The 24,865-nt window shown below is 64.1% G+C and carries 18 protein-coding genes; 3 read left to right on the top strand and 15 right to left on the bottom strand.

The genetic code is table 11. The annotated features are described in order from the left end of the window. Positions 1 to 35 precede the first annotated feature (35 nt). Positions 36 to 2,069: an ABC transporter ATP-binding protein/permease gene (locus AC04SG_RS11995; RefSeq protein ID WP_488551189.1), complete on the top strand. Its 2,034-nt coding sequence runs from the start codon at positions 36 to 38 to the stop codon at positions 2,067 to 2,069. 67 nt (positions 2,070 to 2,136) lie between these two features. On the opposite strand, the gene AC04SG_RS11990 is transcribed toward AC04SG_RS11995, so the two are convergent. The 4 genes from AC04SG_RS11990 to AC04SG_RS11975 form a co-directional block, all read right to left on the bottom strand. After that, a complete protein-coding gene (locus tag AC04SG_RS11990; RefSeq protein ID WP_488551188.1) occupies positions 2,137 to 3,651 on the bottom strand; it encodes a malonate--CoA ligase in 1,515 nt (504 codons plus the stop codon). Between the two features lie 93 nt (positions 3,652 to 3,744). Continuing rightward, entirely contained in the window at positions 3,745 to 4,476 is a 732-nt protein-coding gene (locus AC04SG_RS11985; RefSeq protein WP_488551187.1) for a GntR family transcriptional regulator, read from the bottom strand. 480 nt (positions 4,477 to 4,956) lie between these two features. Next, a complete protein-coding gene (rpe, locus tag AC04SG_RS11980) occupies positions 4,957 to 5,634 on the bottom strand; it encodes a ribulose-phosphate 3-epimerase (protein ID WP_488551186.1) in 678 nt (225 codons plus the stop codon). 139 nt (positions 5,635 to 5,773) lie between these two features. Further along, entirely contained in the window at positions 5,774 to 7,732 is a 1,959-nt protein-coding gene (locus AC04SG_RS11975) for a hypothetical protein (RefSeq protein WP_488551185.1), read from the bottom strand. A 192-nt stretch (positions 7,733 to 7,924) separates the two neighbouring features. Here AC04SG_RS11975 and AC04SG_RS11970 point away from each other — a divergent pair, with 192 nt between their 5' ends. Beyond that, on the top strand, positions 7,925 to 8,479 hold the full coding sequence (locus AC04SG_RS11970) for a dihydrofolate reductase family protein (protein ID WP_488551184.1): 555 nt from the start codon (positions 7,925 to 7,927) through the stop codon (positions 8,477 to 8,479). Positions 8,480 to 8,583: 104 nt separating this feature from the next. Here the strand turns inward: AC04SG_RS11970 and AC04SG_RS11965 are convergent, their stop codons facing one another. The 9 genes from AC04SG_RS11965 to bcoG all read right to left on the bottom strand — a co-directional run bounded on the left by AC04SG_RS11965 (position 8,584) and on the right by bcoG (position 22,596). After that, complete coding sequence (locus AC04SG_RS11965) at positions 8,584 to 12,426, bottom strand: DUF7929 domain-containing protein (protein WP_488551183.1); 3,843 nt, start codon at positions 12,424 to 12,426, stop codon at positions 8,584 to 8,586. A gap of 10 nt (positions 12,427 to 12,436) precedes the next feature. Then, positions 12,437 to 14,374: a hypothetical protein gene (locus AC04SG_RS11960; RefSeq protein ID WP_488551182.1), complete on the bottom strand. Its 1,938-nt coding sequence runs from the start codon at positions 14,372 to 14,374 to the stop codon at positions 12,437 to 12,439. Positions 14,375 to 14,800: 426 nt separating this feature from the next. After that, positions 14,801 to 15,736: an alpha/beta hydrolase gene (locus AC04SG_RS11955; RefSeq protein ID WP_488551181.1), complete on the bottom strand. Its 936-nt coding sequence runs from the start codon at positions 15,734 to 15,736 to the stop codon at positions 14,801 to 14,803. Between the two features lie 112 nt (positions 15,737 to 15,848). Then, entirely contained in the window at positions 15,849 to 16,631 is a 783-nt protein-coding gene (locus tag AC04SG_RS11950; protein ID WP_112567435.1) for a carnitinyl-CoA dehydratase, read from the bottom strand. Continuing rightward, positions 16,624 to 18,702, bottom strand: a complete 2,079-nt coding sequence (locus AC04SG_RS11945; protein WP_488551180.1) for an acetate--CoA ligase family protein — start codon at positions 18,700 to 18,702, stop codon at positions 16,624 to 16,626. Before AC04SG_RS11945 ends, AC04SG_RS11950 begins: the two co-directional genes overlap by 8 nt. A 66-nt stretch (positions 18,703 to 18,768) precedes the next feature. Next, positions 18,769 to 19,932, bottom strand: a complete 1,164-nt coding sequence (locus AC04SG_RS11940) for an acyl-CoA dehydrogenase family protein (RefSeq protein ID WP_488551179.1) — start codon at positions 19,930 to 19,932, stop codon at positions 18,769 to 18,771. Positions 19,933 to 19,937: 5 nt separating this feature from the next. Then, a complete protein-coding gene (locus AC04SG_RS11935; protein WP_488551178.1) occupies positions 19,938 to 21,032 on the bottom strand; it encodes a carnitine 3-dehydrogenase in 1,095 nt (364 codons plus the stop codon). A gap of 2 nt (positions 21,033 to 21,034) precedes the next feature. Continuing rightward, positions 21,035 to 21,658 carry an HD domain-containing protein gene (locus AC04SG_RS11930; RefSeq protein WP_488551177.1) on the bottom strand — a complete coding sequence of 208 codons (624 nt, stop codon included), beginning with the start codon at positions 21,656 to 21,658 and terminating at the stop codon, positions 21,035 to 21,037. 14 nt (positions 21,659 to 21,672) lie between these two features. Continuing rightward, complete coding sequence (gene bcoG / locus AC04SG_RS11925; RefSeq protein WP_112565604.1) at positions 21,673 to 22,596, bottom strand: 3-dehydrocarnitine:acetyl-CoA trimethylamine transferase BcoG; 924 nt, start codon at positions 22,594 to 22,596, stop codon at positions 21,673 to 21,675. A 134-nt stretch (positions 22,597 to 22,730) separates the two neighbouring features. Here bcoG and AC04SG_RS11920 point away from each other — a divergent pair, with 134 nt between their 5' ends. Continuing rightward, a complete protein-coding gene (locus AC04SG_RS11920) occupies positions 22,731 to 23,711 on the top strand; it encodes a GlxA family transcriptional regulator (protein ID WP_488551176.1) in 981 nt (326 codons plus the stop codon). Here the strand turns inward: AC04SG_RS11920 and AC04SG_RS11915 are convergent. Beyond that, complete coding sequence (locus AC04SG_RS11915; protein ID WP_488551175.1) at positions 23,692 to 24,453, bottom strand: TIGR01458 family HAD-type hydrolase; 762 nt, start codon at positions 24,451 to 24,453, stop codon at positions 23,692 to 23,694. The genes AC04SG_RS11920 and AC04SG_RS11915 overlap by 20 nt on opposite strands. Positions 24,454 to 24,540: 87 nt before the next feature. Continuing rightward, the gene (locus AC04SG_RS11910; RefSeq protein ID WP_192249363.1) at positions 24,541 to 24,744 is read right to left on the bottom strand and encodes a hypothetical protein; all 204 of its coding nucleotides are present in this window, start codon (positions 24,742 to 24,744) and stop codon (positions 24,541 to 24,543) included. Positions 24,745 to 24,865: the final 121 nt, after the last annotated feature.

Here is a 24,865-nt window from a genome sequence, read left to right as displayed (position 1 = left end):
GAAACCTTTTGATTTTGAGGCCGTTGTCGGGGCGTATGTCCGAGGCGAAACCCAAATCGAGACCGACCGACGGCATCAGACCGAGCGATGCCCCAAAGTCGCGCCGGGAAAAGCCGTCACGGCAAACGCGCGAAGGTGTGTCGCGCGAAAAGAAGCCAACGCCTGCCGACGCAGCGCCGGAGGTCGACGGCCAGGCGGGGCCGCCGCCGGAAGCTATCGAACCCGATCCGCAGCTGACGCCCGAAGAGGCCGAGCAGGCGCGCAAGAAATACCTGCTGCGGCGTTTCTGGATCAGCGCGCGCGGCTACTGGAGCCGGCGCGGCGACCGGCTCGCCTGGCCATTCACGATCGGTGTGCTGCTGGTGATCTGCGTCAACATCGGTTTCCAGTATGGCATCAATGTCTGGAACCGCTCGATGTTCGATGCCCTCGAGCAGCGCAACGCCCGCACAGTCTATTTCCTCAGCGCCGTATTCGTGCCGCTGGTGATCTGCAGCGGCAGCCTTGTCGTCGCGCAGGTCTACCTGCGCATGACGATCCAGCGCCGCTGGCGTTCCTGGCTGACCACCGGGGTCGTCGCGCGCTGGCTGGCAAACGGCCGCTACTACCAGCTGAACCTCGTGGGCGGCGACCATCAGAACCCCGAGGCCCGCATGACCGAGGATCTGCGCATCGCCACCGAGTCGCCGGTCGATTTCATCGCCGGCGTCCTCAACGCGTTCCTGTCGGCCTCGACCTTCATTGTCGTGCTGTGGACCATCGGCGGCGCGCTCACACTGCCGATCGGCGGCGAGAGCATCACCATTCCCGGCTTCCTGGTCATCACCGCGATCATCTATGCCGCCATCACCTCGACCTCGATGGTGGTCATCGGCCGCAATTTCGTCCAGCTCTCCGAGCGGAAGAACCAGGCGGAGGCCGAACTGCGCTACACGCTGACGCGCGTGCGCGAAAACGGCGAGAGCATCGCCTTGCTGGGCGGCGAGGAGGAGGAGCGCGGCGGCATCGACAGGAATTTCGGCCATGTGCTGAGGCAATGGGCGCTGCTGACCGGACAGCACATGCGCACGGCGGCGGTGTCGCAGGGATCGAGCCTGTTTGCGCCGGTCGTGCCGATCCTGCTGTGCGCGCCAAAATTCCTCGAAGGCTCGATGACGCTTGGCGAGGTGATGCAGGCGGCGTCTGCCTTTGGCATCGTGCAAGGCGCGTTCGGCTGGCTGGTCGACAACTATCCGCGTCTCGCCGACTGGAACGCCTCCGCGCGGCGCATTGCCTCGCTGATGATGTCGCTCGACGGGCTCGAGCGCGCCGAGCAGAGCGATGCGCTCGGACGCATCAACCGGGGCGAAACCGAAGACGGCGCCATCCTCAGCCTCGACAATCTTTCCGTGACACTCGACGACGGCACCTCCGTGGTCAAGGAAACCGAGGTCGTGATCGAGCCGGGCGAGCGGGTGCTGGTGGCTGGCGAATCTGGTTCGGGCAAGTCGACGCTGGTGCGGGCAGTCGCGGGCCTGTGGCCATGGGGCGGCGGCAGCGTCAATTTCCACGCCGACAGGCGCCTGTTCATGCTGCCGCAACGCCCCTACATCCCCACCGGCACGCTTCGCCGCGCGGTCGCCTATCCCGCGGCGGCGGACAAGTGGACGATCAAGCAGATCAAGGCTGCCCTCGACAAGGTGGGGCTTGCCTATCTCAGCGACAGGATCAGGGAAGACGCGCCGTGGGACCAGACGCTGTCGGGTGGCGAAAAGCAGCGCCTCGCCTTCGCGCGCCTGCTGCTGCATCGCCCCGATATCGTGGTGCTGGATGAAGCGACTTCGGCGCTCGACGAGAAGAGCCAGGACACGATGATGAAGACGGTGATCCGCGAACTGCCTGATGTCACCATCATCAGCGTGGCGCACCGCGCGGAGCTCGAAGCCTTCCACAGCCGCAAGATCACCCTGGAAAGGCGTGAGGGCGGCGCCAAGCTCGTCAGCGACGTCGACCTCATCCCGCGCAAGCGCAAACGCAGCCTACTGAACCGCGCTTTGTGGGGTTCCGGCACCCCAAAGCCGCGCAGGTAGGTACGGCACTACCGAACCGCGAACAGGTGACAGTGGATTGCCTGAAGCGAAGTGATTAGCCGGCTTCTTAACGGCCGTAGAGGCCTTTGTAGGTTTCGCGCAGCAGGTTCTTTTGCACCTTGCCCATCGTGTTGCGCGGCAATTCATCGACGAAGATGACCTGCTTCGGATGCTTGTATTTCGCCAGTTGGCCGGCAATGGCGCCAACGATCTCGGCCCCGGTAATCTGCGAGGCAGGCTCCCGCACCACGACAGCGGTGACGCCTTCGCCGAAATCGGGATGGGCAAGACCGATGACCGCACTTTCCGCGACTCCGGCCAGCGCGTCGATCTCGCTCTCGATCTCCTTCGGATAGATGTTGTAGCCGCCGGAAATAATCAGGTCCTTGCCACGGCCGACGATGTGGACGTAGCCGTCGGCATCGATAAGGCCGAGATCGCCGGTGATGAAGAAGCCGTCGGCGCGGAATTCCGCCTTGGTTTTCTCCGGCATGCGCCAGTAGCCGGAAAAGACATTCGGCCCCTTCACCTCGATCATGCCGACTTCACCCTGGGCTAGCGCAGCACCACTGTCGGGATCGGCGATGCGCAGCGAAACGCCGGGGAGCGGAAAGCCGACCGTGCCGGCGCGGCGCTCGCCCTCGTACGGGTTCGAGGTGTTCATGTTGGTCTCGGTCATGCCGTAGCGTTCGAGGATCGCGTGGCCGGTGCGCTCGCGCCAGGCCTTGTGCGTTTCGGAGAGCAGTGGCGCCGAGCCGGAAACGAACAGGCGGATATTCTTCGCTGCCTGCGTGTCGAGCCCCTGCTGCTGCAAGAGCCTGGTATAGAAGGTCGGCACGCCCATCAGCACCGTGGCGCGCGGCAGAAGCGAGACGATGCGGCTGGCGTCGAATTTCTGCTCGAACAGCATCGAGGCGCCGGCCATCAGGGCGACGTTGGTGGCGACGAACAGGCCATGCGTGTGGAAGATCGGCAGTGCATGGATCAGCACGTCTTCTCCCGTGAAGCGCCATTGCTCGACCAGCACGCGCGCGTTGGAGGCCAGGTTTTCGTGGCTGAGCATGGCGCCCTTCGAACGGCCGGTCGTGCCCGATGTGTAGAGGATCGCCGCGAGGTCGTCCGGCTCGCGCGCCATATCGTCAAAATCCGCGGGCTGTTGCGCAGCCAGTTCGGTCAGCGAGCCTTCACCGTTGCGGCCGAGTGTGGCGGTAACTGCGCCCGAAGTCTTTGCCAGCGGCGCGATATCGCCGGCCCGCGCCGGGTCGCAGACGACCAGCCGCGGCTCGGCATCGCCGAAGAAATAGCCGAGCTCCGTCAACGTGTAGGCGGTGTTGAGCGGCAGGAAGACCGCACCGGCGCGCAGGCAGGCCAGATAAAGGAAAATGCATTCGGGGCTTTTTTCGACCTGCACCGCGACTCGGTCGCCCGGCTCGACGCCCAAATGCTTCAGTGCCTGCGCCAATTGCGCCGACCCCGACAGCATGTCGCCATAGCGGATCGAACGCCCGTCATCGGTCTCCATCAAGGTGCGCCCGGGCGCGGGCATGCGGTCGCGGAAGGCATCGAACAGGTGATTGCTCATGCGTCTTCCCTAGCGCATGGCCCCGAAAAAGAACAACCGCTTTTCGGAACACCGCTGCAGGCAGATTTCGAATCGAAAAAACCGCAAGTGTTGCTATCTGCGGCCGCGCAACGCCTTGCTTGTCCGGAGATCGCCGCTCTCGTTGAAGCGCTCCATGCACATGGCTGCCGTCAAACGGTAGTGGTTGAGCAGCGCTTCGACGGCGCCATCGGCATCGCCATCCACGGTGCGCTCGGCAATCAGGCGATGCTCGCCGATATCGTCGCGCTCGGGCCCGTCCTGGGAGATCAGCCGGTAGCGGGAGGCCTGATCGGAAAGCTGGTCACAAAAGCCGATCAGCCAGTGCGACCGGCAGCCTGCGATCAGTGCCCGATGGAAGGCGCGATGCAGCTTTTCCCATTCCGGATTGTTCGAGGACGGATCTTCCGGCAAACGGCGCTGGGCGCGCGCCAGCCGATGCAAGGCCAGCACCAACTGCTCTTCCCATTCGCCGGTGCGGTTGGCAATGGATTCACGCAGCGCCCGCTCTTCCAGCCAGCAGCGCGTGCGTGTCAATTCCTCGAGTTCCGGGGCACTGACCGGCATGATGAAGAAACCGCGCTGGTCGTGCCGGCCAAGCAGGCCTTCCGAAGCAAGCCGGTTGAGAGCCTCGCGAACCGGCGAAGCGCCGGCGCCGTAACGGGAAACCACCCATTCGACACGAAGCTTGCTTTCACTTTCAAACACACCGCGCAGGAGATCGTCGCGAAGCTGTTGGTAGACCGTGCTGGCGAGCGTGCTCTTGGCGCCGGCGCCTTCGCTCATATCGGCAGATCCGTAGGTCAATATGACTCCTGTCGCTCTCCCATGCTCCGCCAGCCCGTTCGCGAAGCAAACGATTCCTCTGCGAATCTACTGTACCTCGTAAGGCATCCATGCCTCAAGGGAAAGATCCCGATATTCGACTTAAAGAGGAAGGTTGTGCGCATCTTACTTCGAGTAAGTAACGAATATCGTGAAAAACTTGTTCTTGTGAAGAACCTTTGTGCTACCTCGCGACTCGCGTCTTCGCGACATGGTTGTGAGATCAGGAACACGGGTAATTTTTTCTTAACGCACGTCAGGTTGCCGAACTTGCCGTTCCCGCAATGAACACGCCCTCGGCATTCGTCCACTAGATTTTGCTGCCAGATGCTGTGATCGCGCCGCTCGCCGCGACGGTAAGTTCCGGCGACTGCCGCCAGTTGACCGCTTTCCGGGACATCTCGCCGGCTGAAAGATCAGGCCGAGAGGTCAGAGCTGTCGCGATTTTTCCTGAAACTGATGTCAGCCGGCAGCCCGGTCGGCCGCGGTTCGGATGGCTTCGATATTGGCCCGGTAGGCCTCGACGCTGCCGCCCTTGAAGACGGCGGCGCCTGCCACCAGCACGTCGGCGCCGGCTGATGTAACCAGGGGAGCCGTCTCCGGCGACACGCCGCCGTCGATCTCGATGCGGATCGGCCGGTTGCCGATCAGCGCCTTGACCCGCTTGACCTTGTCGACCATGGCCGGGATGAAGGCCTGGCCGCCAAAGCCCGGATTGACGGTCATGATCAGGATCAGGTCGAGCCGGTCGAGCACATATTCGATCGAGCTTTCCGGAGTCGCCGGATTGAGCGACACACCAGCCTTCTTGCCGAGACCCTTGATGGTCTGCAACGAACGGTCGAGATGCGGCCCAGCCTCGGCATGCACGGTCATGCCGTCGCAGCCGGCATCGGCAAAGGCGGCCAGATAGGGATCGGCCGGCGCAATCATCAGATGACAGTCGAAGAATGCCTTGGTGCGGTTGCGGATGGCCTTGATCACCGGCGGGCCGAAGGTGATGTTGGGCACGAAATGCCCGTCCATGACATCGAGATGGATCCAGTCGGCGCCGGCCGCGGCCACCGCCTCGACCTCGTCGCCTAGCTTCGAGAAATCCGACGCCAGCACCGATGGCGCAATCAGGGTCTTGCTGGCCATGTCCGCTTCCCGTTGTTGAGCTTGCTTCCGCCCTAATCGTCTCGACGCCGCTTGTCGACAGGAATCCGGTGTGAGCGGCTGATCACACAATGCAGAGAGGCGGCAGTGGGCCGCCTCTCCAGGTCTGTAGCGTCAAATTTCAGTTCACGTGACGCCGCGGTTTGGCCAATCCCGGCGCAAACAGCTTGCCGCTGCCTTGCTTCAATCTCTGCAGATTGAACGTCTTGACGGGTGGCTTGGGCACGCAATGTCCACGCACAAGCTTTTCGGTCGTCCGGCAGCCAGTGGTGATGATGGCGTCCTTCACGCATGCCTTGCCGGCCAGGTGGTAGCCGCGTTTGCAGTCGATGATCACAGGAGGCTTGCGCACGCATTTGCCGTTGATCCGCAATTCGTCGCGTCTGCACTGGTCTGCGACGACAGGGTTCCTCACGCATTTCAAGCCGACCTGACGATAGCCTGGCAGACAGTGGATGCTGACGCCGATGCACCTGCCGTTGACAAGCTTTTCGGTGCTCTTGCACGCGGCAACGATCGGCTTGTCGATGCATCTGCCGCGCAGCAATGTCTGGCTGGGCAGGCATTTGCGGCCGGGATCGACGACGACCGGCGGCAGTCTCGGCTTGCCGAAGTCCGGACGGGTGCTCGAGACGAGATCGTCGGCCTCCGGTTCGGAGGTGCGCTTTATGCAGGTGAAGTCCTCGTTGTCCGTATCGACGCTGGCGATGGAGCCGTTCTGCTTGATCTCCTGCAGCGTGCACTGGATCGAGCGGGTCCTGACGATGCTGAGATCATGTGCCGCGCTGGCCTTGAAGACGCCGCCATCATTGAAGGCGACCGTGGTGCCGGTGAAGAAGGCGCCGTTCGAACAGCCGATCCGGTAGTGAAACGCGCCGGGCTCGTCGCGGCTCGCCTCGAATGCCACCTGACCCTTGCGAGGGCAGAGTTTTCTTGCTCCTGCGCTGTCGGAAACGGTCACTTCGCCCTGCCAGTCGGCCTTTGCCGGCGGGTTGTCGGGATCGGCCTGCGGTGCGTCGGTGAAACCACCGCCGCCGGCGCCGGTGCAATGCACCGTGATGTCCTTCCAGCCGTCGAAGGGTTCGAACGGTCCGTTGCCGACGATCTCGGTCTTGTACTGGAAATAGGCCGTGGCGCCGACGTTCTCCCACGTCTCATAGTTGGCGAAATAGCCATTCTTGCTCGCGTCGTACGATGCCCACGCCTGCTTGAACTCGGAGGTGACCGGTCCGCCGTCCTTCTGTCGCCAGATGCGCATCGAGACCGGTCCGGCCTGGTTGGCCTGCGCCCGGCTGGTAACCTTCAGCGAGGGACAGACCGTGCCAGGGGTCGAGCCCGGTTGGTTCGACTGGTAGGTGGTCAGGAACAGCTTGACGTTCTCGACCTCGAACTTGCCGAAATCGGCAGCGACGTCCTGGGCATCGGGCTTGATCACCGGGTCGCAGACAACCTGCACCTGGAAGGTGCCATGCGCGGCGTAGTTCGAATCGAAAAGCGGATAGGGCCAGCTGCCCTGCTGGGTTTCGGCGACGGCATTGCCCATGTCGAGCGCCTTGTCGGTAAGCGCCGTGAAGCTGGCGTCGAACGTGTGGCTGAACGAATAGGATTTCGTCGGACCGTCGGCCTGCAGGTGCTGGTTGCACCTGGCGATGATCTGGTCGCCATAGGGCACGACGGCTATGCCGGTGTCCGACGACAGGGGTATATTGGCCGCATCAAAAGCGAAGTTTTCCTGGTGGTCGTAGTCACGGCTGACTGGAGCCGCGCTCCAGATCGGCGGAAACGGGCCGCATTGGCCGGGTCCGCAGACGCCGAGTGCGACACCGACATCCTGAACGTAGCCGGGCCAGCGTGTATCGATCTTCATGTGGCCCCAGAACTGGACGGTGCCGCTCTTCAGCCTGTCCCATCTCTGCTTGTCGCTCGAAACGACATGGAGCGTGGTGTTGGCGCTCTGCGTGTCGAAGGACATCGACTTGATGTTGGCCTGCTCGGCAAGGGCCGACGTGCTGGCGAGCGCGGCTGCGATTAAGGCAACAGCGGTCGCCGTGTTGCGAAAGATATAGCGGGGTGAAGACATTCTCTCTCTCCTGAAAGTGTTCCTTCAGGAGTGGGTCACCCCAGCCGGAGCTAAGGTTCACAGTGACAGAACATAATTGCTGGTCCGAGTGTTGGCCTTCCCGGGTGATCCACCTCAGTCCGTTCGCTCTTATATATCTGATTGCAAATCGCAATCAGATATATAGCCTATAGGCATCGAACGGAGGTACATGTGGGAAAGATCGTCTACTCCATGCTGACGTCGCTGGACGGCTTTATCGAGGGACCGTCGGGCGACATCGGCTTGCCGGTGCCCGAGGAAGAACTGCACCGACATTTCAACGACGAGATGCGCCGGACCGCGATCGCGCTCTGCGGACGCCGGATGTATGAGGCGATGCGCTTCTGGGACAGTCCGGAGCGCCAAACCGGGGGAGAGGTCGAGCGGGATTTTGCCGATGCCTGGCAAAAGACCCCGAAGATCGTGTTTTCGACGACGGTTCGCGACGTCGGACCCAATGCCCGGCTGGTGAGTGGCGATGTCGAAACCGTTGCAAGTGAAATCAAATCGCAGACGGAGGGCGAAATCTCCGTCAGCGGCGCCGATCTTGCCGCACAATTCGCGCGCGCGGGCCTGATCGACGAATTCCGGCTCTACATACAGCCGGTCGTGCTGGGCGGCGGCAAGCCGTACTTCCAGTCCGGCCTAGCGCTGACCTTGCAGCCTCTCGGCACGCAAAGCCTTGCCCAGGGCGTGACGCTGCTGCGCTACGCGCCCGCCAGCTGAGATTCGGCCTGGAGCAGTGTGAGGATCGACAACTCTGCCGCCTGAAAGAAAAACCCCGCCGGATCGCTCCGGCGGGGGTTCTATTTCTGGCTCATATCCAGAACCTACGGCTTGAAGTTGGCCGTCGGATCCCTCTGCGGCTGTACCTGCGGCTGCTGCGTGCGGTTCGGCACGAACTGCTGAAGAATCCCCGGATTGAGCAACAGGCTCGGATCGAGCGATGGCTGTTGCCGGATGGCCCTGCAGTTCGGATACCGCCCAATCGTGCCTTCCGGGCAGCGCCGCCTGATCGGTTGGCACTGGCCGTTGATCATCACCGAGCCCGGGGCACATTGTTCCGGCCTCGGCTTGCGGCATGCGCCGTCGATCACCTGGGTGCCGCGCGGGCAAACGCACTCGCCGCGCTTGTTGTGGACCTGGCCGCGTATGTCGCACTGTTCCAGCACAGGCCGCTTCTGCCGGCAGGCACCGTCCCGCACCTCGGTGCCGCGTGGGCAGACGCAATTGCCATTGGCGTCATGAACCTGGCCGCGGATGGTGCACTGCTCTGGCTTCGGCCGGATCGGCCGGCAGGCTCCATTGCGCACCTCGGTCCCACGCGGGCAGACACAATCGCCATCGGCGTCATGAACCTGGCCGCGGATGGTGCACTGCTCTGGCTTCGGCCGGATCGGCCGGCAGGCTCCATTGCGCACCTCGGTACCACGCGGGCAGACACAATCGCCGTCGGCGTCATGAACCTGTCCGCGGATGGTGCACTGCTCGGGCTTCTGCTTGTCGCGCACGCAGGCATTTGCCTGTCGGTCGAGATGCGTGCCGTCCGGGCAGTAGCAGCCATTGCCGTCCGACGTCGGAACCGAGCCGGGGATGGTGCAGCCCGGCTTGTCGATCTTGACGCAGGCGCCGTTCTCGAGCTCGGTTCCGCGTGGGCAGACACAGCGTCCGTCCTCGGTGCGGATCTGGCCCTTGAGCAGCACGCAGGGCCTTGGCTTTGGCTCGATGATGACGCCACCGCCGGGCGAACACTGGCCGTTGCGGAAGGTGGTGCCTTCCGGACACACGCACCGGCCGGCGTCGTTCATCACAAAGCCCGGCGAGCACTCTTTCTTCACCTCACGCTTGATGGTGAAGGGATGGCACGCATAGGCCCTGCCGCGACCGCCCTGGATGTTGGTCTGATCGCCGGACAGCATGTCGCCGCCTTGCACCCTGGTATCAGGAGACAAGACACCGACGCAGTTCTGGCCGCTGACATTGCCCTGCAGGTTGGCCAGCGGGGCGTCGGGAAGGGCCACGGTGACAGTGTGCACGTGGCTTTCCCCGGCGCCGAGCGTCAGGTTGGCGATGCACGACAGAGGCAGCGTCGTCGGTTCCGGCGAGCAACCGAAGGGCGGTTCGATCGACGTGATCGCAACGCCTTCCAGCCGGCCGAGCCCGTCCACGCCGATCGCATCGCCGATGCGGACCGGACCAGAGAATGGGGTCTGGCCGTCATTGGTGATGGTGATCTCGAACGAGCAAGGTTGTCCCGGCTGGCACTCGGCATCGCCGGTCTTCTTGACGCTGATGGTGGAGGTGCCACCGCCCTTGGCGCAGGCCTGGCCGAACGGGTAGACGACGTCGTCTCCCGGCGCCGGGCCGTACGAGCCGCGTGCGCAGTTCTCGAACGCGCCATTGGCCGAAACCGTCACGTCGAAGTGCCGGCTGGTTCCAGGCGTCATCACGGCGCCCGGAATCTGGCACGACAGCGCATTGGCCGGAACCGCTCCGCACGCCCAATCCGCGCCGTCGGGTGTGACGGTCTGGATCTGGACCGGCGCGCCGCCCGAGATCAGCGTGGCGGCATCGTTGACCCGCACCGGACCGGTGGGGGCGGAGGTGCCAAGGCTGATGACGGTGATGCGGCAGGAAACCACCGCCGCGCCAGCCAGCGAGCCGCTGCACACCTTGGTTATGCGCAAGGTTGGCTTGCCGCCATTGGGATGCCGGAAGCGTTCCTTGGCGCAAGCCTTGTTGTTGGTGAGGTCGACCTCACCGGGGACAGGCTTCAGCGCCGCGCAGTTTTCCACCGAGTCCGACTGGTAGCCGGCCGGCATCACCGCCTTGACGACGATCGGTGTCGAGGCGCCCGGCATCAGCACGATGCCGGCATTGTCGCAGCGGAACTGGCCGGGGCCGTTCGGTCCGCATGTCCAGGGCGGAGACGGGCCGAAGGTCGAAGAGGCCGGCGCGCCGCCCGGATAATTGTCGATGACCGTCAGCGGCCCATTATAGGGGACGCTGCCATTGTTGATGATGTCGATCACGAAGTAGCAGATGCCGTCGGGCGTACAGACCGGAATGCGGGCACGCTTCTTCAGGATCAGGTCGACCTTCTTGTCGACCGGCGGCCGGCAATCGCGGTCGCGGTCGCCACGCCGGCAGATCGGGATCGAGGCGCAGCCACGATCGTTCTGCTGGCTGCCGAACAGCGGCTTGCCGCTGGCGCCGTAATTGTAGGTGGCGCAGTTGCGCAGTGCGCTGCCTTGCCAGCCGCCCGCCGGCTTGAAGCCAAGCTTGAGGTCGACGGAGGCGCCCGGATTGAGCGTGGTCACCGGATAGGTGCACGTCATCGGGGTCACGCCAGGCACGCAGACCCAGGGCGGATTGGGCCCTGAATCCAGCGTCGAGCCGGCCGGCAGCGTCACCTCGTCGAGCACGATCTTGCCGTGATACGGCCCGTCGCCGACATTGGTGACCCGGATGGTGAAGTCGCAGCCGCCGCCCATCGTACAACGCGTCACATCGGCGCGTTTCTCGACCTTGAGGTCCGGTTCCTTGTCCTTGGGCGGACATCTCACGTCACGCGGGATGACGATGTCGATGGTCTGCGTGCAGCACAGGCCCCAACCCTCCTCCGGGCCGGCATAGGTTTCGATGCCGGTGACGATGAGGTGGATGACGTCGCCAGGCGATGCACCGACGATCTTCCAGTTGAGCACGCCGCCGCCCGCCGGCACCAGCTGGGTGTCGGGGATGATGGTGATGCCGGGCGTCGTCGTCGACACCTGCACCCACTTGCCGCCCATCTCCGGGCCGACAGGCATGTGATAGATGAAGGCGCCGCCGCCGGGCACGCAATCGACCGTGCCGCGCTCCACCTTGAAGCATTCCCGGTCGGGAGGCGGAGGCCGCTTGTCGCAGTTGCTGAGATCGATCCGGATCGAGGTCTTCACGCCGGTCTTGTAGTCGCCATCGTCGGGCTTGCCCGGATCCTGCGACGGGATGATGATCCCGGTGCCGGCTCCGCTTGTAATCTTGATCAGGCCCTGATTGTCGATGATCGTCGGCGAGGGAAACGCCGCGTGGTCGATCTTGGCCGTGATCTGGAAGTTGATGACGCGTTCGTTGGCAGCACCCGCACCGTCGAGATCGGCGGCGGAGAGCCGGAAATCGGACACGGTTGCTGTATCGTTCGGATCGGCCGAGGTGCTGATCGAGACGCCGGGCAGCGGGCCGCCCGCAGCGTCCGTGCCGTCGCCCGACACATGCGCGCTGACGATCGACAGGCCGTGCGGAAGCTGGTCCTTGAACTCGATCTTGAGCTTCTTCAACAAGGCAATCATGCCCGGGTCGGCAAAGCTTTGCGCATCGCCGCGCAGGCCGAAAGTCAGGGAGTAGACGACGTAGTCGCAGCTCCGCTGGGTGCCTTTCTTGGTGAAGAACGGCACGACCCGTTCCGGCCTCGGAGTGATGATTTTCGAATTATCGAGGTCGAGCCGCAGTTCCGGCGTGATCGGGACGGCGTCTTCGGCGTGGCTTGCCACAGGGGTGTACATGGCGACCGCGATACCGGCCGCCATCAGCCAGCGCGCGCCGCGCCTGGCGTATGACAGGGGTCTCATGATGGTCTCCATGACGGTTTTCTGGTTGCGCGTCGCGGTGGGGGAAAGTGCAGAAATGTTCATCTCTCCCTCCTCAACGTTCGCAGCTGACGGCTGGGGTTCTGAGCGGCAAAGTCATCTTGCAGCAAGGGTAGTAGCCACCCTTGTCCTTGTCGGACTGCCTGTAGAAGCAGAGCCCGACATCGACTGTGTCGCCCGGATAGTGGCCGGTGATGTCGACCGTGTAAGGCTTGCCGGGCGCATGCGACTGGGGTGATGTCACCCCGACGCCTGGCGTCCTGGACTGGGCCTTGATCGAATCGCCGCCGAAGCCGGCATGGTCATGGAGATAGAGGTCGGCCTGGAGGCCGCGAGGCGTGCAGTAGAACTGGACATCCTCGACATCGATGCATGGAGGCAGATCGCCGGGCGGTGGGAAGTCCGGCGGATAGAAGGGCGGCAGGTAACCGCCGGGGATTTCTTCATAGTAGCCGGCACGGCCTTCGCAGGGGTGCCAGACCTCGACGTCGCCGACATGGCCTTCCACCTCGGGGTCTTCGAAATAGCCGTCGAAATCGACGAACCACGAGCCGAAGGGCGGCACGTTGGCCGGCTTGACCAGCGGCGTCGGCGTGATCTGCACGCCGTGTACGGCGAGCGGCCCGCCGGCGGCGAGCTGGTCGGCCAGTGTCGGGCTGTCGCGCAGCTTGTCGCCGGTGTTGACCAGCGTGTCGGTGCAGACGCCGGTGTCGAGATTGCCGTCGGCGTCATAGCCATATTGCAGATCAAGGCCGCCGGCCGACTGCCGGTTGCCTTGCGGGAAGCCGACGGCATATTCCTGCGGCTCTTCCACCCACTCCGATTCCGTCGCCGGATCGTCCGGGTTTTCGCGCCAGTAACGGATGACCTCGCCTTTGCCGGAATCGGCGAACTGGCTGTAATCGTAGCGGTTTTCCACCGGACCGCGCTGCGCCAGGTACATGAAGCCCTTGACGTCGAAGGCGATGTCGGTGACGGCGTAGTCCTTGTCGGCCTTGACCGTCAGTTCCCAGCGCGGATCGCCGGCGAAGCTGCCGTCGCGGGCAATGCCCACCGACCAGATCTCGGCCTTTTCGCCGACCGAGTAGTAGACCCGGCCGCCGTGATAGGCGACCGCCCAGACACGGCGCTCGTCCTGCGTATAGCCCCAGGTGTCGGGGTCTTCGCTATCGAAGGCGGCGCCCTGAATGTCCATTACCGCGCCGTCGTCGGCGACGGGCGCGAGCCCATGCGCCGGCCGCCCGGCAACGCCATGGTCGAACGTGTCGATCAGCGTCCCGTCGGACGCGATGCGGTGGATGAGGCCGGTGTCGAGGTCGCTGGCGAAGAACTCGCGGTGATTGCTGTCGAAGCTGACGTCGCCGATGCCAGGACCGCTGTTGGGGTCGATGTCGGCGAATCTGGAGACGGCGCCGGTGATGCCGTCGATCTTCCAGATCGTGCCGGGACCGCCACCGTTTTCGGTGCCGAACTGGCCGTCCATGAAGACGGCGCCGGCCGTGCCGCGGCGCTGCCGCTCAGGGCGGCCGTCGGCATCTTCGTCAGGGGTGACGATGCGGATGCCGTGCAGCGAGCTGGCGCCGGCATAGAGGTTGGGGATGCCTGACGGAACGCCGTCGCGCACGCCGTCATCATAGGTAATGGCGAACACCTGGCCGATCTGGTCGGCGGTCACCTCGAAGGGCGGCGGCGTGTAGACAAGCTGGCCGGAGGCCGGTCCGCCCAGCGCTGAAACGTCGAAAACGCGCAAGGTCGCGCGCGTCGTGTCGATAAAGGTCTCATCGACCGGGTCGACCCCGGGTGGCAACCCTTCGTCGAAATTGGGAATAACGGTGCCGGAAAATCCGGTCACGGTCATCGAGCCGGGATAGATGATCTGGGTTTCCTGCGCCCGGGCAGCTGTGCCCAGCCAAAGCGTGGCGCTCAGCGCCAGGGCAAGCAGACCGCCGGCCAGATGGAGCGAATGGCGCAAACCGCCGCGTGGAGATGGCATGGACGTGCCGCGATCGCAGGACATAAAACTCCCCCCGAAGTTTTCGGGAGGAACTTCCGGTCCGGCCGGCCGAATCAGGGCAAGGCGCGTCGTTCCGGCACGTTCGTCCCTGATCGAATTGTCTGCTTTCCTCATCCTCACGATACGCCGGCTCCTGTGCAGGGTCAACGGAATCAGCCGGAAGCCCAGCGCATCGACCCCGTCCCGAAGGCGATGGTCGCGCTGAGCTCCCGTTGTTCCCGGAGACCTGCCAGTCTCTGGGGTCCTGGTCATTGGGGCATCCTTTCCGGCCCCGCACCATGCGGCGCCTGAGCGTCAGTCGCAGGCGGAAGCGGAAAGGTTCATGCAAAACGGCGGCTGGGACTGTTCGCCATTTCACAGAAGCGGCGAACGACTTTATTTTTCAGGCAGATTGTCGGCGAATGATCACCAGGTCCAGCCGCCTCGGCCCAGCACCGAGACCACCTCGACGATACGGTTGAAGCTGGCGCGCGCCCGGCCGACCGTGTGCCTGGCCCGGAGATAGCCATGCACCAGCCCCGGCTCGTCGAACCAGGTGGCGTGGCCGCCTGCGGCGAGGACGCGGTCGCGATAGGCCTCGCCATCGGACGACAGCGGGTCGCATTGTGCGGTGATGAGCACGGTTGGCGGCAGGTTGGTGAAATCCGCGTCGGCGAGCGGCGACAAAGCGATGTCACCGGAGCCGTCCGCGCCGCCGGTGCGGACGTGCTTGTAGAATTCGAGATCGCGCATGGTCAGCATCGGCGCTTCCGCATGCGTCACGTAGGAGCCCCTCGAGCGGTCGCCGCCGAGGCCGGGATAGATAAGCACCTGGCCGATTGGCCGCTTAGCATGGCCGCGCGTTGCGTGGGCAACGGCCGCGCAGAGATTGCCGCCGGCGCTGTCGCCGCAGAGCACAACGGGGCGGTCGTACGTCGAGGCCGCCCATTCGAAGGCATGCAGCGCATCGTCGAAGGCGGCCGGGTGCAGATGCTCAGGGGCCAGGCGGTAGTCGACGGAGACCACCTCGAAGCCCGTATGGGCGCACAATTCGGCGCAGACATCGTCATGGCTGTCGAGCCCACCGAGGATGAAGCCGCCACCATGGATGTAGAGCACCATCGCCGCCTTGTTCGGGGTACCGCTGCGATAGATGCGGATCGGGATATCGTGCGCGGCAGTGATGGTCGTTTCCGCCGTCACGCCATCGGGATAGCCGGCAAAGAATTCGCGGCACATCCGGTCATAAATCGCGCGCTGCTGGGCGATGGTGTAGTCGATCGTGTCGGGCGGGTAGAAGGAATTGGTCCGTTCGATGAAGGCCCAGGTCTCGGCGTCGATGAGGATTTTGTAGTCGGTCATGCTGTTCCTTTACCTCCCTTGGGGGAGGTCGCCGCGAAACGGTGGGTGGCGGCGCATCACCCTACCCCGGACCTTCGGTCCGACCCTCCCCATCGAGGGGAGGGTAAAGAGGCTACTTCCCCTTCCACACCGGATCGCGCTTTTCCGCAAAGGCGCGAAAACCTTCCATATTGTCGTCTGACCCATAAAGCGCATCGACGGTCGCCAATTGCCGGCGCGTCACGCGGTTCATCGCATCCTGGAAGGTCAGCGCCTCGGCCACCCGCGCCGTCTCCTTGATCGCGGCGAACACCAGCGGCGGCCCGCTGGCCAGCAGCCTTGCAATCTCCCAGACACGGTCTTCGAGCTTTTCCTTGGGCAGCACTTCGTTGACCAGCCCCCAGCGATGCGCCTCGGCGACATCCATCCAGCGGCCGGTGAGCAGCAGATCCATGGCGACATGATAGGGAATGCGCTTGGGCAGCTTGATCGTCGCGGCATCAGCCAGCGTGCCGGCGCGGATTTCGGGCAGTGCGAAGGAGGAATGGTCGGAGGCGTAGATGAGATCGCAGGACAGCGCCAACTCGAAGCCGCCGCCGACCGCCATGCCGTTGACGCAGGCGATGACCGGCTTGTTCATGTCGCGCAGCTCCTGCAGGCCGGCAAAGCCGCCGACGCCATAGTCGCCATCGACCGCGTCGCCGCCGGCGGCGGCCTTCAAATCCCAGCCGGCGCAGAAGAACTTGTCACCTGCGGTCTTGACGATGGCGACGCGAAGCTCCGGATCGTCGCGGAACGCCTTGAACGTCTCGCCCATCAGCCGCGACGTCTTCAGATCGATCGCGTTGGCCTTGGGCCGGTCGAGCGTGACCTCGAGGATAGTGCCCTCGCGGCGGGTCGAAATGACGTCAGACATTCTTCTTCTCTCCCAGCACCAGCAGCGCGTCGGCGATCCAGGCGCCCTTGCCCTCGGCGCAGACGATCAGCGGGTTGATGTCGAGTTCCTCGATCTCGCCGGCGTTCTTCTGCACGAAGCTGGCAATGCCCGCGATGGCCTCGATGGCAGCAGTGACATCGGCTTTCGGCCGGCCACGATAGCCCTCAAGCAGCGGGAACAGTTTCAGGCGGCGCAGGGCCGCCTCGATATCGTCGCGCGTCGCCGGCAGCATCAAGGTGACGCTGTCGCGCAACAACTCGACCAGCACGCCGCCAGTGCCCAGCGTCATGACGGCGCCGAACATCGGGTCGCGGGTGAAGCCGACGATCAGTTCGGCGACGCCGTCGCGCACCATGCGCTCGACATAGAGCCCGGTGCCGAGCGGCAGGAGATCATGCGCCGCCGTGCTGACGGATTCGGCATCCCTCAGGTTCAGCCTGACAGCGCCGACTTCCGACTTGTGGGTGACGCCGAGCGCCTTCAGCGCCACCGGGAAGCCGAGCGCCATCGACGAGATGACGGCGTCGACCGCATTGGCGGCACGTTCGCCCTTCGGCACCGGCAGGCCTGCCTTGATCAGTCGCTCCTTGGCTTCGGCCTCGTCAGGCGTCACATGGCCGCCTTCGGCAGCGCCCGCGGCTGACGTGTCGATCGGCTGCGCCTGCGGCTCGGCCCAGGCCCAGCCGATGAAGGCTGCTGCGCCTGCGGCGTCCATGGCTTCGGAGATGCCGAACAACGGCACCATGCCCCGCGCCATCAGCTCGGCGGTGTATTCCTCCGGCAGATTTTCCGGTAGCGACGAGACGATCGCGCCATGCGCCTTGTTGGTCTTCAGCGCCGATTCGAAGGCGCGCAGCGTCGCCCACCAGTCGGTGACCGAGCAGCGGTCGGGGCGCGGGAAGTCGAGCACCAGCATGTTGAGATCGAAACCGCCCGACACCATAGCGGTGAAGGTGGCGGTCATCGCCGGCTCGTTGTTCCAGATGAAGGTGTGGTAGTCCAACGGGTTGGCAACCGCGACCAGCGGCCCGAGCGTCGATTTGACATGGGCGCGGTGCTTGCTGGTGAGCTCCGGGAAATTGACCCAGCGACCCTCGGCGCTGTCGGCCATGACCGAGGCTTCGCCACCCGAACAGCTCATCGATGACAGCCGGTAGCCGGGCAATGGGCCGGTGACATGCAAGAGCTTCAGCGCTTCGATAAAGGCGGGGATGGAATCGACGCGCGCAATGCCGAGCCTTCGCAAGAAGGCACCGGAGGCCGCGTCTGAGCCAGCCAGCGATGCGGTGTGCGAGACGGTCGCCTGCCTGGCCTGTTCGGAGCGGCCGACCTTCATGGCGATGATCGGCTTCTTCAGTTCGCGCGCTCGCGCCGCCAGCCGCTCGAAGCCGGCTACCGAATCGAAGGCCTCGATGTGCAGCCCGAGCGACGTCACGCGCTCGTCCTCGATCAGGCCGAGCGCCATTTCGGACAGGCCGGTCTGCGCCTGGTTGCCGGCGGTCATCAGGAAAGCGATCGGCAGGCCGCGCTTCTGCATCGTCATGTTGATGGCGATGTTGGACGACTGGGTGATGATGGCGACGCCCTTTGCGCCTTCGGGCAGCCTGATGCCGCCATGCTGGTCGGGCCACAGCAACGCGCCGTCGGCATAGTTGATCAGGCCATAGCAGTTCGGGCCGATGATCGGCATCTGGCCGGCAGCAGCGACCAGTTCGGCCTGCAGCCGCTCACCATCGTCATCATAAGCCTCGGTCTCGAGAAAGCCCGCAGCAAAACAGACGGCGCCGCCGGCGCCACGTTCGGCCAGCGCCTTGACCACCTCGATGGTCAAGTGCCGGTTGACGCCGACAAAGGCGGCGTCGGGCGCACCGGGAAGGTCTGCAACAGAACGATAGGCCTTGCGGCCGGCAACCTCGTCCTTGGTCGGATGCACGGGCCAGATCTCGCCGGCAAAGCCCATCTTGATCGATTGCGCGACGACGGTAGCGGCCTGCGCCCCGCCAAACACGGCGATGGATTTTGGGCGCAGGAGACGTTCGAGTTTATGCATGGCCATCTTTTCGTTTGAGCATGATCTTCTCCCCAAAACCGGACCCCGGTTGGGGTACATCATGCTCTATGCTCCGAACGGACGCAGCAGCGCCCGCGAAATAATATGTCGCTGAATCTCCGAAGTACCTTCCCAGATGCGCTCGACGCGCGCATCGCGCCAGATGCGCTCCAGCGGCAGGTCGTCCATCAGCCCCATGCCGCCATGGATCTGGATTGCTTCGTCGGCAACAAAGGCGAGCATTTCGGTAGCCTTCAGCTTGGCCATGGCCATGTCCTGATCGGTCACGGTGCCCTGATCGTACTTCCAGCCGGCTTCGAACACCATCAGGTCCGCAGCTTTCAATTCGGTCGCCATGTCGGCCAGCTTGAACGACACGCCCTGGAACTTGCCGATCTGCTGGCCGAACTGCTGGCGCTGCGCGGAATACTCGATGGCATGGCCAAGCGCTCGCTCGGCGCGGCCAAGGCAGGTGGCGCCGACCTGCAGGCGGGTGGCGCCGAGCCAGGAATTGGCGACCTCGAAGCCCTTGTGCATTTCGCCGAGCACCTGGCTCGCGGGCAAACGGCAATCGTCGAATTCAAGGATGGCGTTGGTGTAGCCGCGGTGCGAGACGTTGCGGTAGCCGTCGCGCACCGTGAAACCCTTGGTGCCCTTGTCGACGAAGAAGGCGGTGATCTTCTTGCGCTTGCCACGCGGCGTTTCTTCCTCGCCGGAAGCCATGAAGACGATGGCAAAGTCGGCAAGATCGGCATGGCTGATAAAATGCTTGGTGCCGTTGAGCACCCAGTCGTCACCGTCCTGTACGGCGGTCGCTTTCATGCCGCGCAAATCGGAGCCGGCGCCGGGCTCGGTCATCGCCAGGCAGTCCCACTTTTCGCCACGGATGCAAGGGAACAGGTATTTTTCCCGCTGCTCCGGCGTGCCGGCGAGCAGGATGTTGGAGGGACGCGCGACGCAGGTCCAGTGCAGCGCGTAATTGGCGCGGCCGAGCTCCTTTTCGTAGAGCAGCCAGGTCACCGTATCGAGGCCGGCGCCGCCGACATCGGCCGGCATGTTCGCGGCGTAGAGCCCGGCTTCGATCGCCTTGACCTTGATCTCCTCGATCAGCTCGCGGCGCAGCACGCCGGTGCGCTCGACCTCACGCTCATGCGGGTAAAGCTCGTTCTCGACGAACGCACGCGTCGTCTCGACGATGAGCTTCTGTTCCTCCGAAAGCCCGAAATCCATGGTCTTCAGCCTTTCTTCTTTTTCTTCGGCTTTTCCACCTTCTTCACCGGCTTCGATGCCTTGGCCTTTTCGGCAGCCTTGGAAGCGGCCGGCTTCTTCGCCGCCAGCTTGGCCAGCTGCCTGGTGTAGTCCTTGTGCAAGGCGCCGGCGCCCCAGCCTTTGCCTTTATTCTGTTTCGACAGAGCGTCCATGATCGCGACCAGATTGTCGTCGCGGATCTTTTCCAGCTCGCGGATCGACAGGCCATGCGCCTGGTCGTCCGACTGGGTGGCGATCAGGTCGACCAGTTCGTCATTGAACTCCGGCACGTCCATAAGCTTGGTCCACGGCCATTTCAGGCACGGCCCGAACTGCGCCATGAAGTGGCGCATGCCGGCCTCGCCGCCAGCGACGCGATAGACCTGGAACATGCCCATCTGCGCCCAGCGCAGGCCGAAGCCGTAGCGCATGATATCGTCGAGCTCCTCGACGGTGCAGATGCCATCCTTGATCAGCCACAGCGCCTCGCGCCAGGCGGCTTCCAGCAAGCGGTCGCCGACAAAGGCCTCGATCTCCTTGCGGATCACCACCGGCTTCATGCCGATCGAGGCATAGATTTCTTTCGCAACCTCGATTGCCTCGGGGAACGTCTGTTCGCCGCCGACGATCTCGACCAACGGCAGAAGATAGACCGGGTTGAAGGGATGTCCGACAACCAGTCGCTCCGGATGCTTCTTCATCGCCACCTGCATGTCGGTCGGCTTGATGCCGGAGGTCGACGAGCCAACGATGGCGTTAGCGGGTGCATAAAGATCGATTTCGGCCAGCACTCGATGTTTCAGGTCGAGCCGTTCCGGCACGCTCTCCTGGATGAAATCGGCGTCCGCCACCGCCTCGGCAATGGTCTTGGCGAAGGTCAGCTTGCCTTCCCTAGGCAGGCCGCCGGGAACCATCTGCTTGTAGGCGCGGCGCGCGCCCTTCATCACTTCCGAGACCTTGCGCGACGCTTCCGGGTCCGGATCGAAGATCGACACGTCGATGCCGTTGAGCAGCAGCCGCGCCACCCAGCCGGCGCCGATGACACCGCCGCCAATGGCGGCCGCCTTGTTGATGATGCTCATGGTCAGGCTCCGGTTCTTGTCTTGGCTGTTTGTGGGTCGATGAGGGGCACGCGCTCGCCGGCGCGAATGACCGATACGTCGTAGGCCTTGCGGGCGAAGACTTCGAGCACGAAGGGCCGGAAGAATTCGATCGGCAGCGTCTCATAGTCGGGGTCGAAGCTCGACTGGTCCCAGCGTTCGCAAAACTGATCGCAATCGTCGAAATACGCATGGCCGGCGAAGCGGTCGCGGGCGTGACGGTTGCCGCCGAGATGGTGGGCGTAATAGAGGCGCTGGAAATCGCCGTGTTTTTCCACCACCCAGGTGCATTGCTCGCGCACGAAAGGTTTCAGGATCGAAGCGGCGTATTCGTCGTGATTGTAGGGCGCGTAGATATCGCCGATATCGTGCAGCAGCGCGCAGGCGATCCAGTCGGTGTCGGCGCCATCGCGCCACGCCCGCGTCGCCGCCTGCAGCGAATGGCCGAGCCTTGTGATCTTGTAGCCGGACAGGCCTTCGTCGAGCTGCACCAGCGCGTCGAGCAGCCGCTCGCCGGTCTTGGCGGCGTAGTCGATTTCATGGGCGGTCAGGAACTCGTAATCGTCCTTGTCGCCATCCTTCATCGCGGTGAATTTGACGGTAGCCATGATCCGCTCCCGTTTTACGCAGCGGCTGCGATCGGCGCCCGCTTGGTCAGGTTCAGCTTCTTGCGCACTTCCTCCGGCCCGAGGATACGGGCGCCGAGATTGGTGACGATGCTGGCGGCGCGCTCGACCAGTTGCGCATTGGTCGCCAGCACGCCCTTGTCGAGCCATAGATTGTCTTCGAGCCCGACGCGGACATTGCCGCCGGCGAGAACCGCCGCTGCTGCGTAGGCCATCTGGTTGCGGCCGATGGCGAAGGCAGACCAGTTCCAGGTCGACGGCACATTGTTGACCATCGCCATGAAGGTGTTGAGGTCGTCGGGCGCACCCCACGGCACGCCCATGCAGAGTTGCACCAGCGCATCGGCGTTGAGCACCTTCTCCTCGACGAGCTGCTTGGCAAACCAGAGATGGCCGGTGTCGAAGGCTTCTATCTCCGGCTTGACGCCGAGCGCCGTCATCATGCCGCCCATGGCGCGCAGCATGCCGGGCGTGTTGGTCATGACATAGTCGGCTTCGGCGAAGTTCATGGTGCCGCAATCCAGCGTGCAGATTTCCGGCAGGCACTGGCGCACGTGTTCCATGCGGTTGGTGGCGCCGCCCATGTCGGTGCCTTTTTCGTTGAGCGGCAATGGCGCCTCCGGCGAACCGAACACCATATCGCCGCCCATGCCGGCGGTGAGGTTGAGCACCACATCGACATTGGCGTCGCGGATGCGCTCGGTCACTTCGCGGTAGAGATGGACATCGCGGCGGGGCTTGCCGGTTTCAGGGTCGCGGACATGGCAGTGGACGATGGCAGCACCGGCCTTGGCCGCATCGATCGCCGAATCGGCAATCTGCTTGGGCGAGCGCGGCACATGCGGCGAGCGGTCCTGCGAGCCGCCGGATCCGGTCACGGCACAGGTAATGAAAACCTCACGGTTCATCGCGAGCGGCATGGAACTTTCCTCCCAAACATCAGCAGTGCATGTCGCCCAAAAGTGGGAACCGGTTTTGGGATAACGACATGCACAAGAACAGGCCAACAATGATCGGACTTGCGGGGGACTGTTTTGCGATTTACGAAGCTCCCATGATCAAAAGCGAAAAACCGACCATCTTTCGCTCGGAACGCTCGCCTCTCAAGGTGACGCTGCTGGTGTTTTCCGGCTCGTCCATCATGTGCGTCGCCTCTGCCGTCGACCCGCTGCGCGCCGCCAACCGCATTTCCGGCGAGACACTGTTCGATTTCAAACTGGTCTCGGTCACCGGCGAGGCGCCGGTCACCACATGCGGCCTGCCGGTGGCGGTCAGCGGCCGCTTCGATGCAACAGAGCCAACCGACGTGCTTGTCGTTGTCGCCGGCTTCGGCACCCAGAATTACGCGACATCAGCGCTGCTCTCCGGTCTGCGCCGTGCGGCCCGCGCGGTCCGTGCCTGTGGCGGCGTCGAGGCCGGCACCTGGCTGGTGGCGCGGGCGGGTCTCTTGGAAGGGCGCAGCGCCACCACCCATTGGGAAGACATGGAGGATTTTTCGTCGGCCTTTCCCGGCGTTGATGTCCGTCCCGACCGCTACGTCATCGATGGGCCCGTCTTCACCTCGGGCGGGGCGTCGCCGACCTTCGACCTGATGCTGCATCTGATCCGCACCCGCCTCGGCATGGCCGTGGCGCTCGATGTCGCCAGCGTCTTCATCTACGACCAGGCGCGCGCCGCGACCGATGCGCAACCGCTGGTCTCGCTCGGCCGGCTCGACGGCTATGACCCGCGGCTGGCGCAAGCGATCCGGCTGATGGAATCGCATGTCGACCAGCCGCTGACCATAGATGCGGTGGCGAAACGCGCCGGGGTGACGGCACGAACATTGGAAAGCATTTTTCGCAAATCGATCGGCGAGACGCCCGGCGCCTACTATCTCAGACTGCGGCTGGGCGCTGCGCGGCGGCTGGTGGTCGACACGCGGATCGCCATGGCGGATATTGCCGGGCGGACGGGATTTTCGTCCGCCGCGGCATTTTCCAGAGCGTTTTCAAGAGCGTTCGGCGAAGCACCGGTCAGGCTGCGGCGTGGCTGATTATCCAGTCGGTCGCGGTGGCGACGTCGTCGACCAGCGCCGTGGGCGCCGGATTGAAGCGGGTCTCGTCGCCGGGGCGATATTTGCCGGTCCGCACGAGCAGCGCCGCGCCGAGCCCGGCGCCAAGTGCGCCAGCGACGTCGCTCTCCGCGTCGTCGCCGATCATGACCGCATCGGCGGCCGGACAATTCAGATCGGTGAGCGCCGAGTGGAAGAAATCCGGCGACGGCTTTCCGAGTACGACAGGGCTTCGCCCGCTGGCGAATTCGAGCGCCGCGACGAAGGCGCCGGTGTCGAGGCTGAGCAGTCCGTCCGTGTCCTTGAAGGTGCGGTTGACGGCAAGCGCCACGAAATCCGCGCCGGCGATCAGCTCGCGGAAAGCACGGTTGAGGTTGGCATGGTCGAAGGCCTCGCCGGCATCGCCGACGATGACGGCGCGCCCACTCCCACCTTCAAGCCCGGAGAACTCGACCTCCAGATCGGGATGGACGAGCAGATGTGGCTGGCGGTCATGTTTGCGCAGCCATTCGACGGCGGCGCGCGCCGGTGTCAGCAATTCTTCATCCGCAACCTTGATGCCCATGGCGGCAAGCTGCGCGATGATTGCGCCGCGTGGCGCACGTGTCGTGTTGCTGACGAAACGCAGCGGCAAACCAGCCCGTCGCAGCCGCTCGACCGCGGACGCTGCACCAGCGATCTGGGTGTCGCCGTCATAGACGACACCCAGAAGATCCAGGAGCACCGCGCGTATCATCGGTGCAGGATGGAGAAACGGTCTCCGTTCGTCAAACCAAGGAAGTATCAGGCCGCGGAAGAATTGCCGGAAGAATCAGGCGGCGTCGCGGCCTTCGCCGACAATGCGCGAGCGCATGCTTCTGGCCAGCGCCGTCTCCAGCCGCGCGGCGACCGCGCGGTCCCATTCATTTGTCTTGCGGGCGCCGTCGTTCGAATGCGGCAGCGCCATCAGCCGGTCGATGATCGATCCAGTCTCGCCGGATGAGAGCAGGGCGTCGATTTCGCGTTCGTGCTGCATATCGGTTCGCCTCCTTCCTTTTCACCCGCCACAACGGTCCTTTTATACGAGATACGTGACGGCAGTTTGAAGGCAAGAGCGAGGTCATTGAGGGGCGGCAAAGGGCAAAAGCATGTCGCCG

This window comes from Mesorhizobium sp. CNPSo 4684, from assembly GCF_057784315.1.
The sequence above is the reverse complement of the archived record's forward strand: the minus strand, read 5'-3'. Positions and strand labels throughout refer to the sequence as shown.

Excerpts from the sequence above, each read along its gene's own strand:
- AC04SG_RS11950 (WP_112567435.1), bottom strand. The coding sequence starts at position 16,631 with ATGTCTGACGTCATTTCGACCCGCCGCGAGGGCACTATCCTCGAGGTC.
- rpe (WP_488551186.1), bottom strand. The coding sequence starts at position 5,634 with ATGGCCAGCAAGACCCTGATTGCGCCATCGGTGCTGGCGTCGGATTTC.
- AC04SG_RS11945 (WP_488551180.1), bottom strand. The coding sequence starts at position 18,702 with ATGCATAAACTCGAACGTCTCCTGCGCCCAAAATCCATCGCCGTGTTT.
- AC04SG_RS11920 (WP_488551176.1), top strand. The coding sequence starts at position 22,731 with ATGATCAAAAGCGAAAAACCGACCATCTTTCGCTCGGAACGCTCGCCT.
- bcoG (WP_112565604.1), bottom strand. The coding sequence starts at position 22,596 with ATGCCGCTCGCGATGAACCGTGAGGTTTTCATTACCTGTGCCGTGACC.
- AC04SG_RS11940 (WP_488551179.1), bottom strand. The coding sequence starts at position 19,932 with ATGGATTTCGGGCTTTCGGAGGAACAGAAGCTCATCGTCGAGACGACG.
- AC04SG_RS11975 (WP_488551185.1), bottom strand. The coding sequence starts at position 7,732 with ATGTCTTCACCCCGCTATATCTTTCGCAACACGGCGACCGCTGTTGCC.
- AC04SG_RS11995 (WP_488551189.1), top strand. The coding sequence starts at position 36 with ATGTCCGAGGCGAAACCCAAATCGAGACCGACCGACGGCATCAGACCG.
- AC04SG_RS11935 (WP_488551178.1), bottom strand. The coding sequence starts at position 21,032 with ATGAGCATCATCAACAAGGCGGCCGCCATTGGCGGCGGTGTCATCGGC.
- AC04SG_RS11955 (WP_488551181.1), bottom strand. The coding sequence starts at position 15,736 with ATGACCGACTACAAAATCCTCATCGACGCCGAGACCTGGGCCTTCATC.
- AC04SG_RS11960 (WP_488551182.1), bottom strand. The coding sequence starts at position 14,374 with ATGCCATCTCCACGCGGCGGTTTGCGCCATTCGCTCCATCTGGCCGGC.
- AC04SG_RS11990 (WP_488551188.1), bottom strand. The coding sequence starts at position 3,651 with ATGAGCAATCACCTGTTCGATGCCTTCCGCGACCGCATGCCCGCGCCC.
- AC04SG_RS11965 (WP_488551183.1), bottom strand. The coding sequence starts at position 12,426 with ATGAACATTTCTGCACTTTCCCCCACCGCGACGCGCAACCAGAAAACC.
- AC04SG_RS11930 (WP_488551177.1), bottom strand. The coding sequence starts at position 21,658 with ATGGCTACCGTCAAATTCACCGCGATGAAGGATGGCGACAAGGACGAT.
- AC04SG_RS11910 (WP_192249363.1), bottom strand. The coding sequence starts at position 24,744 with ATGCAGCACGAACGCGAAATCGACGCCCTGCTCTCATCCGGCGAGACT.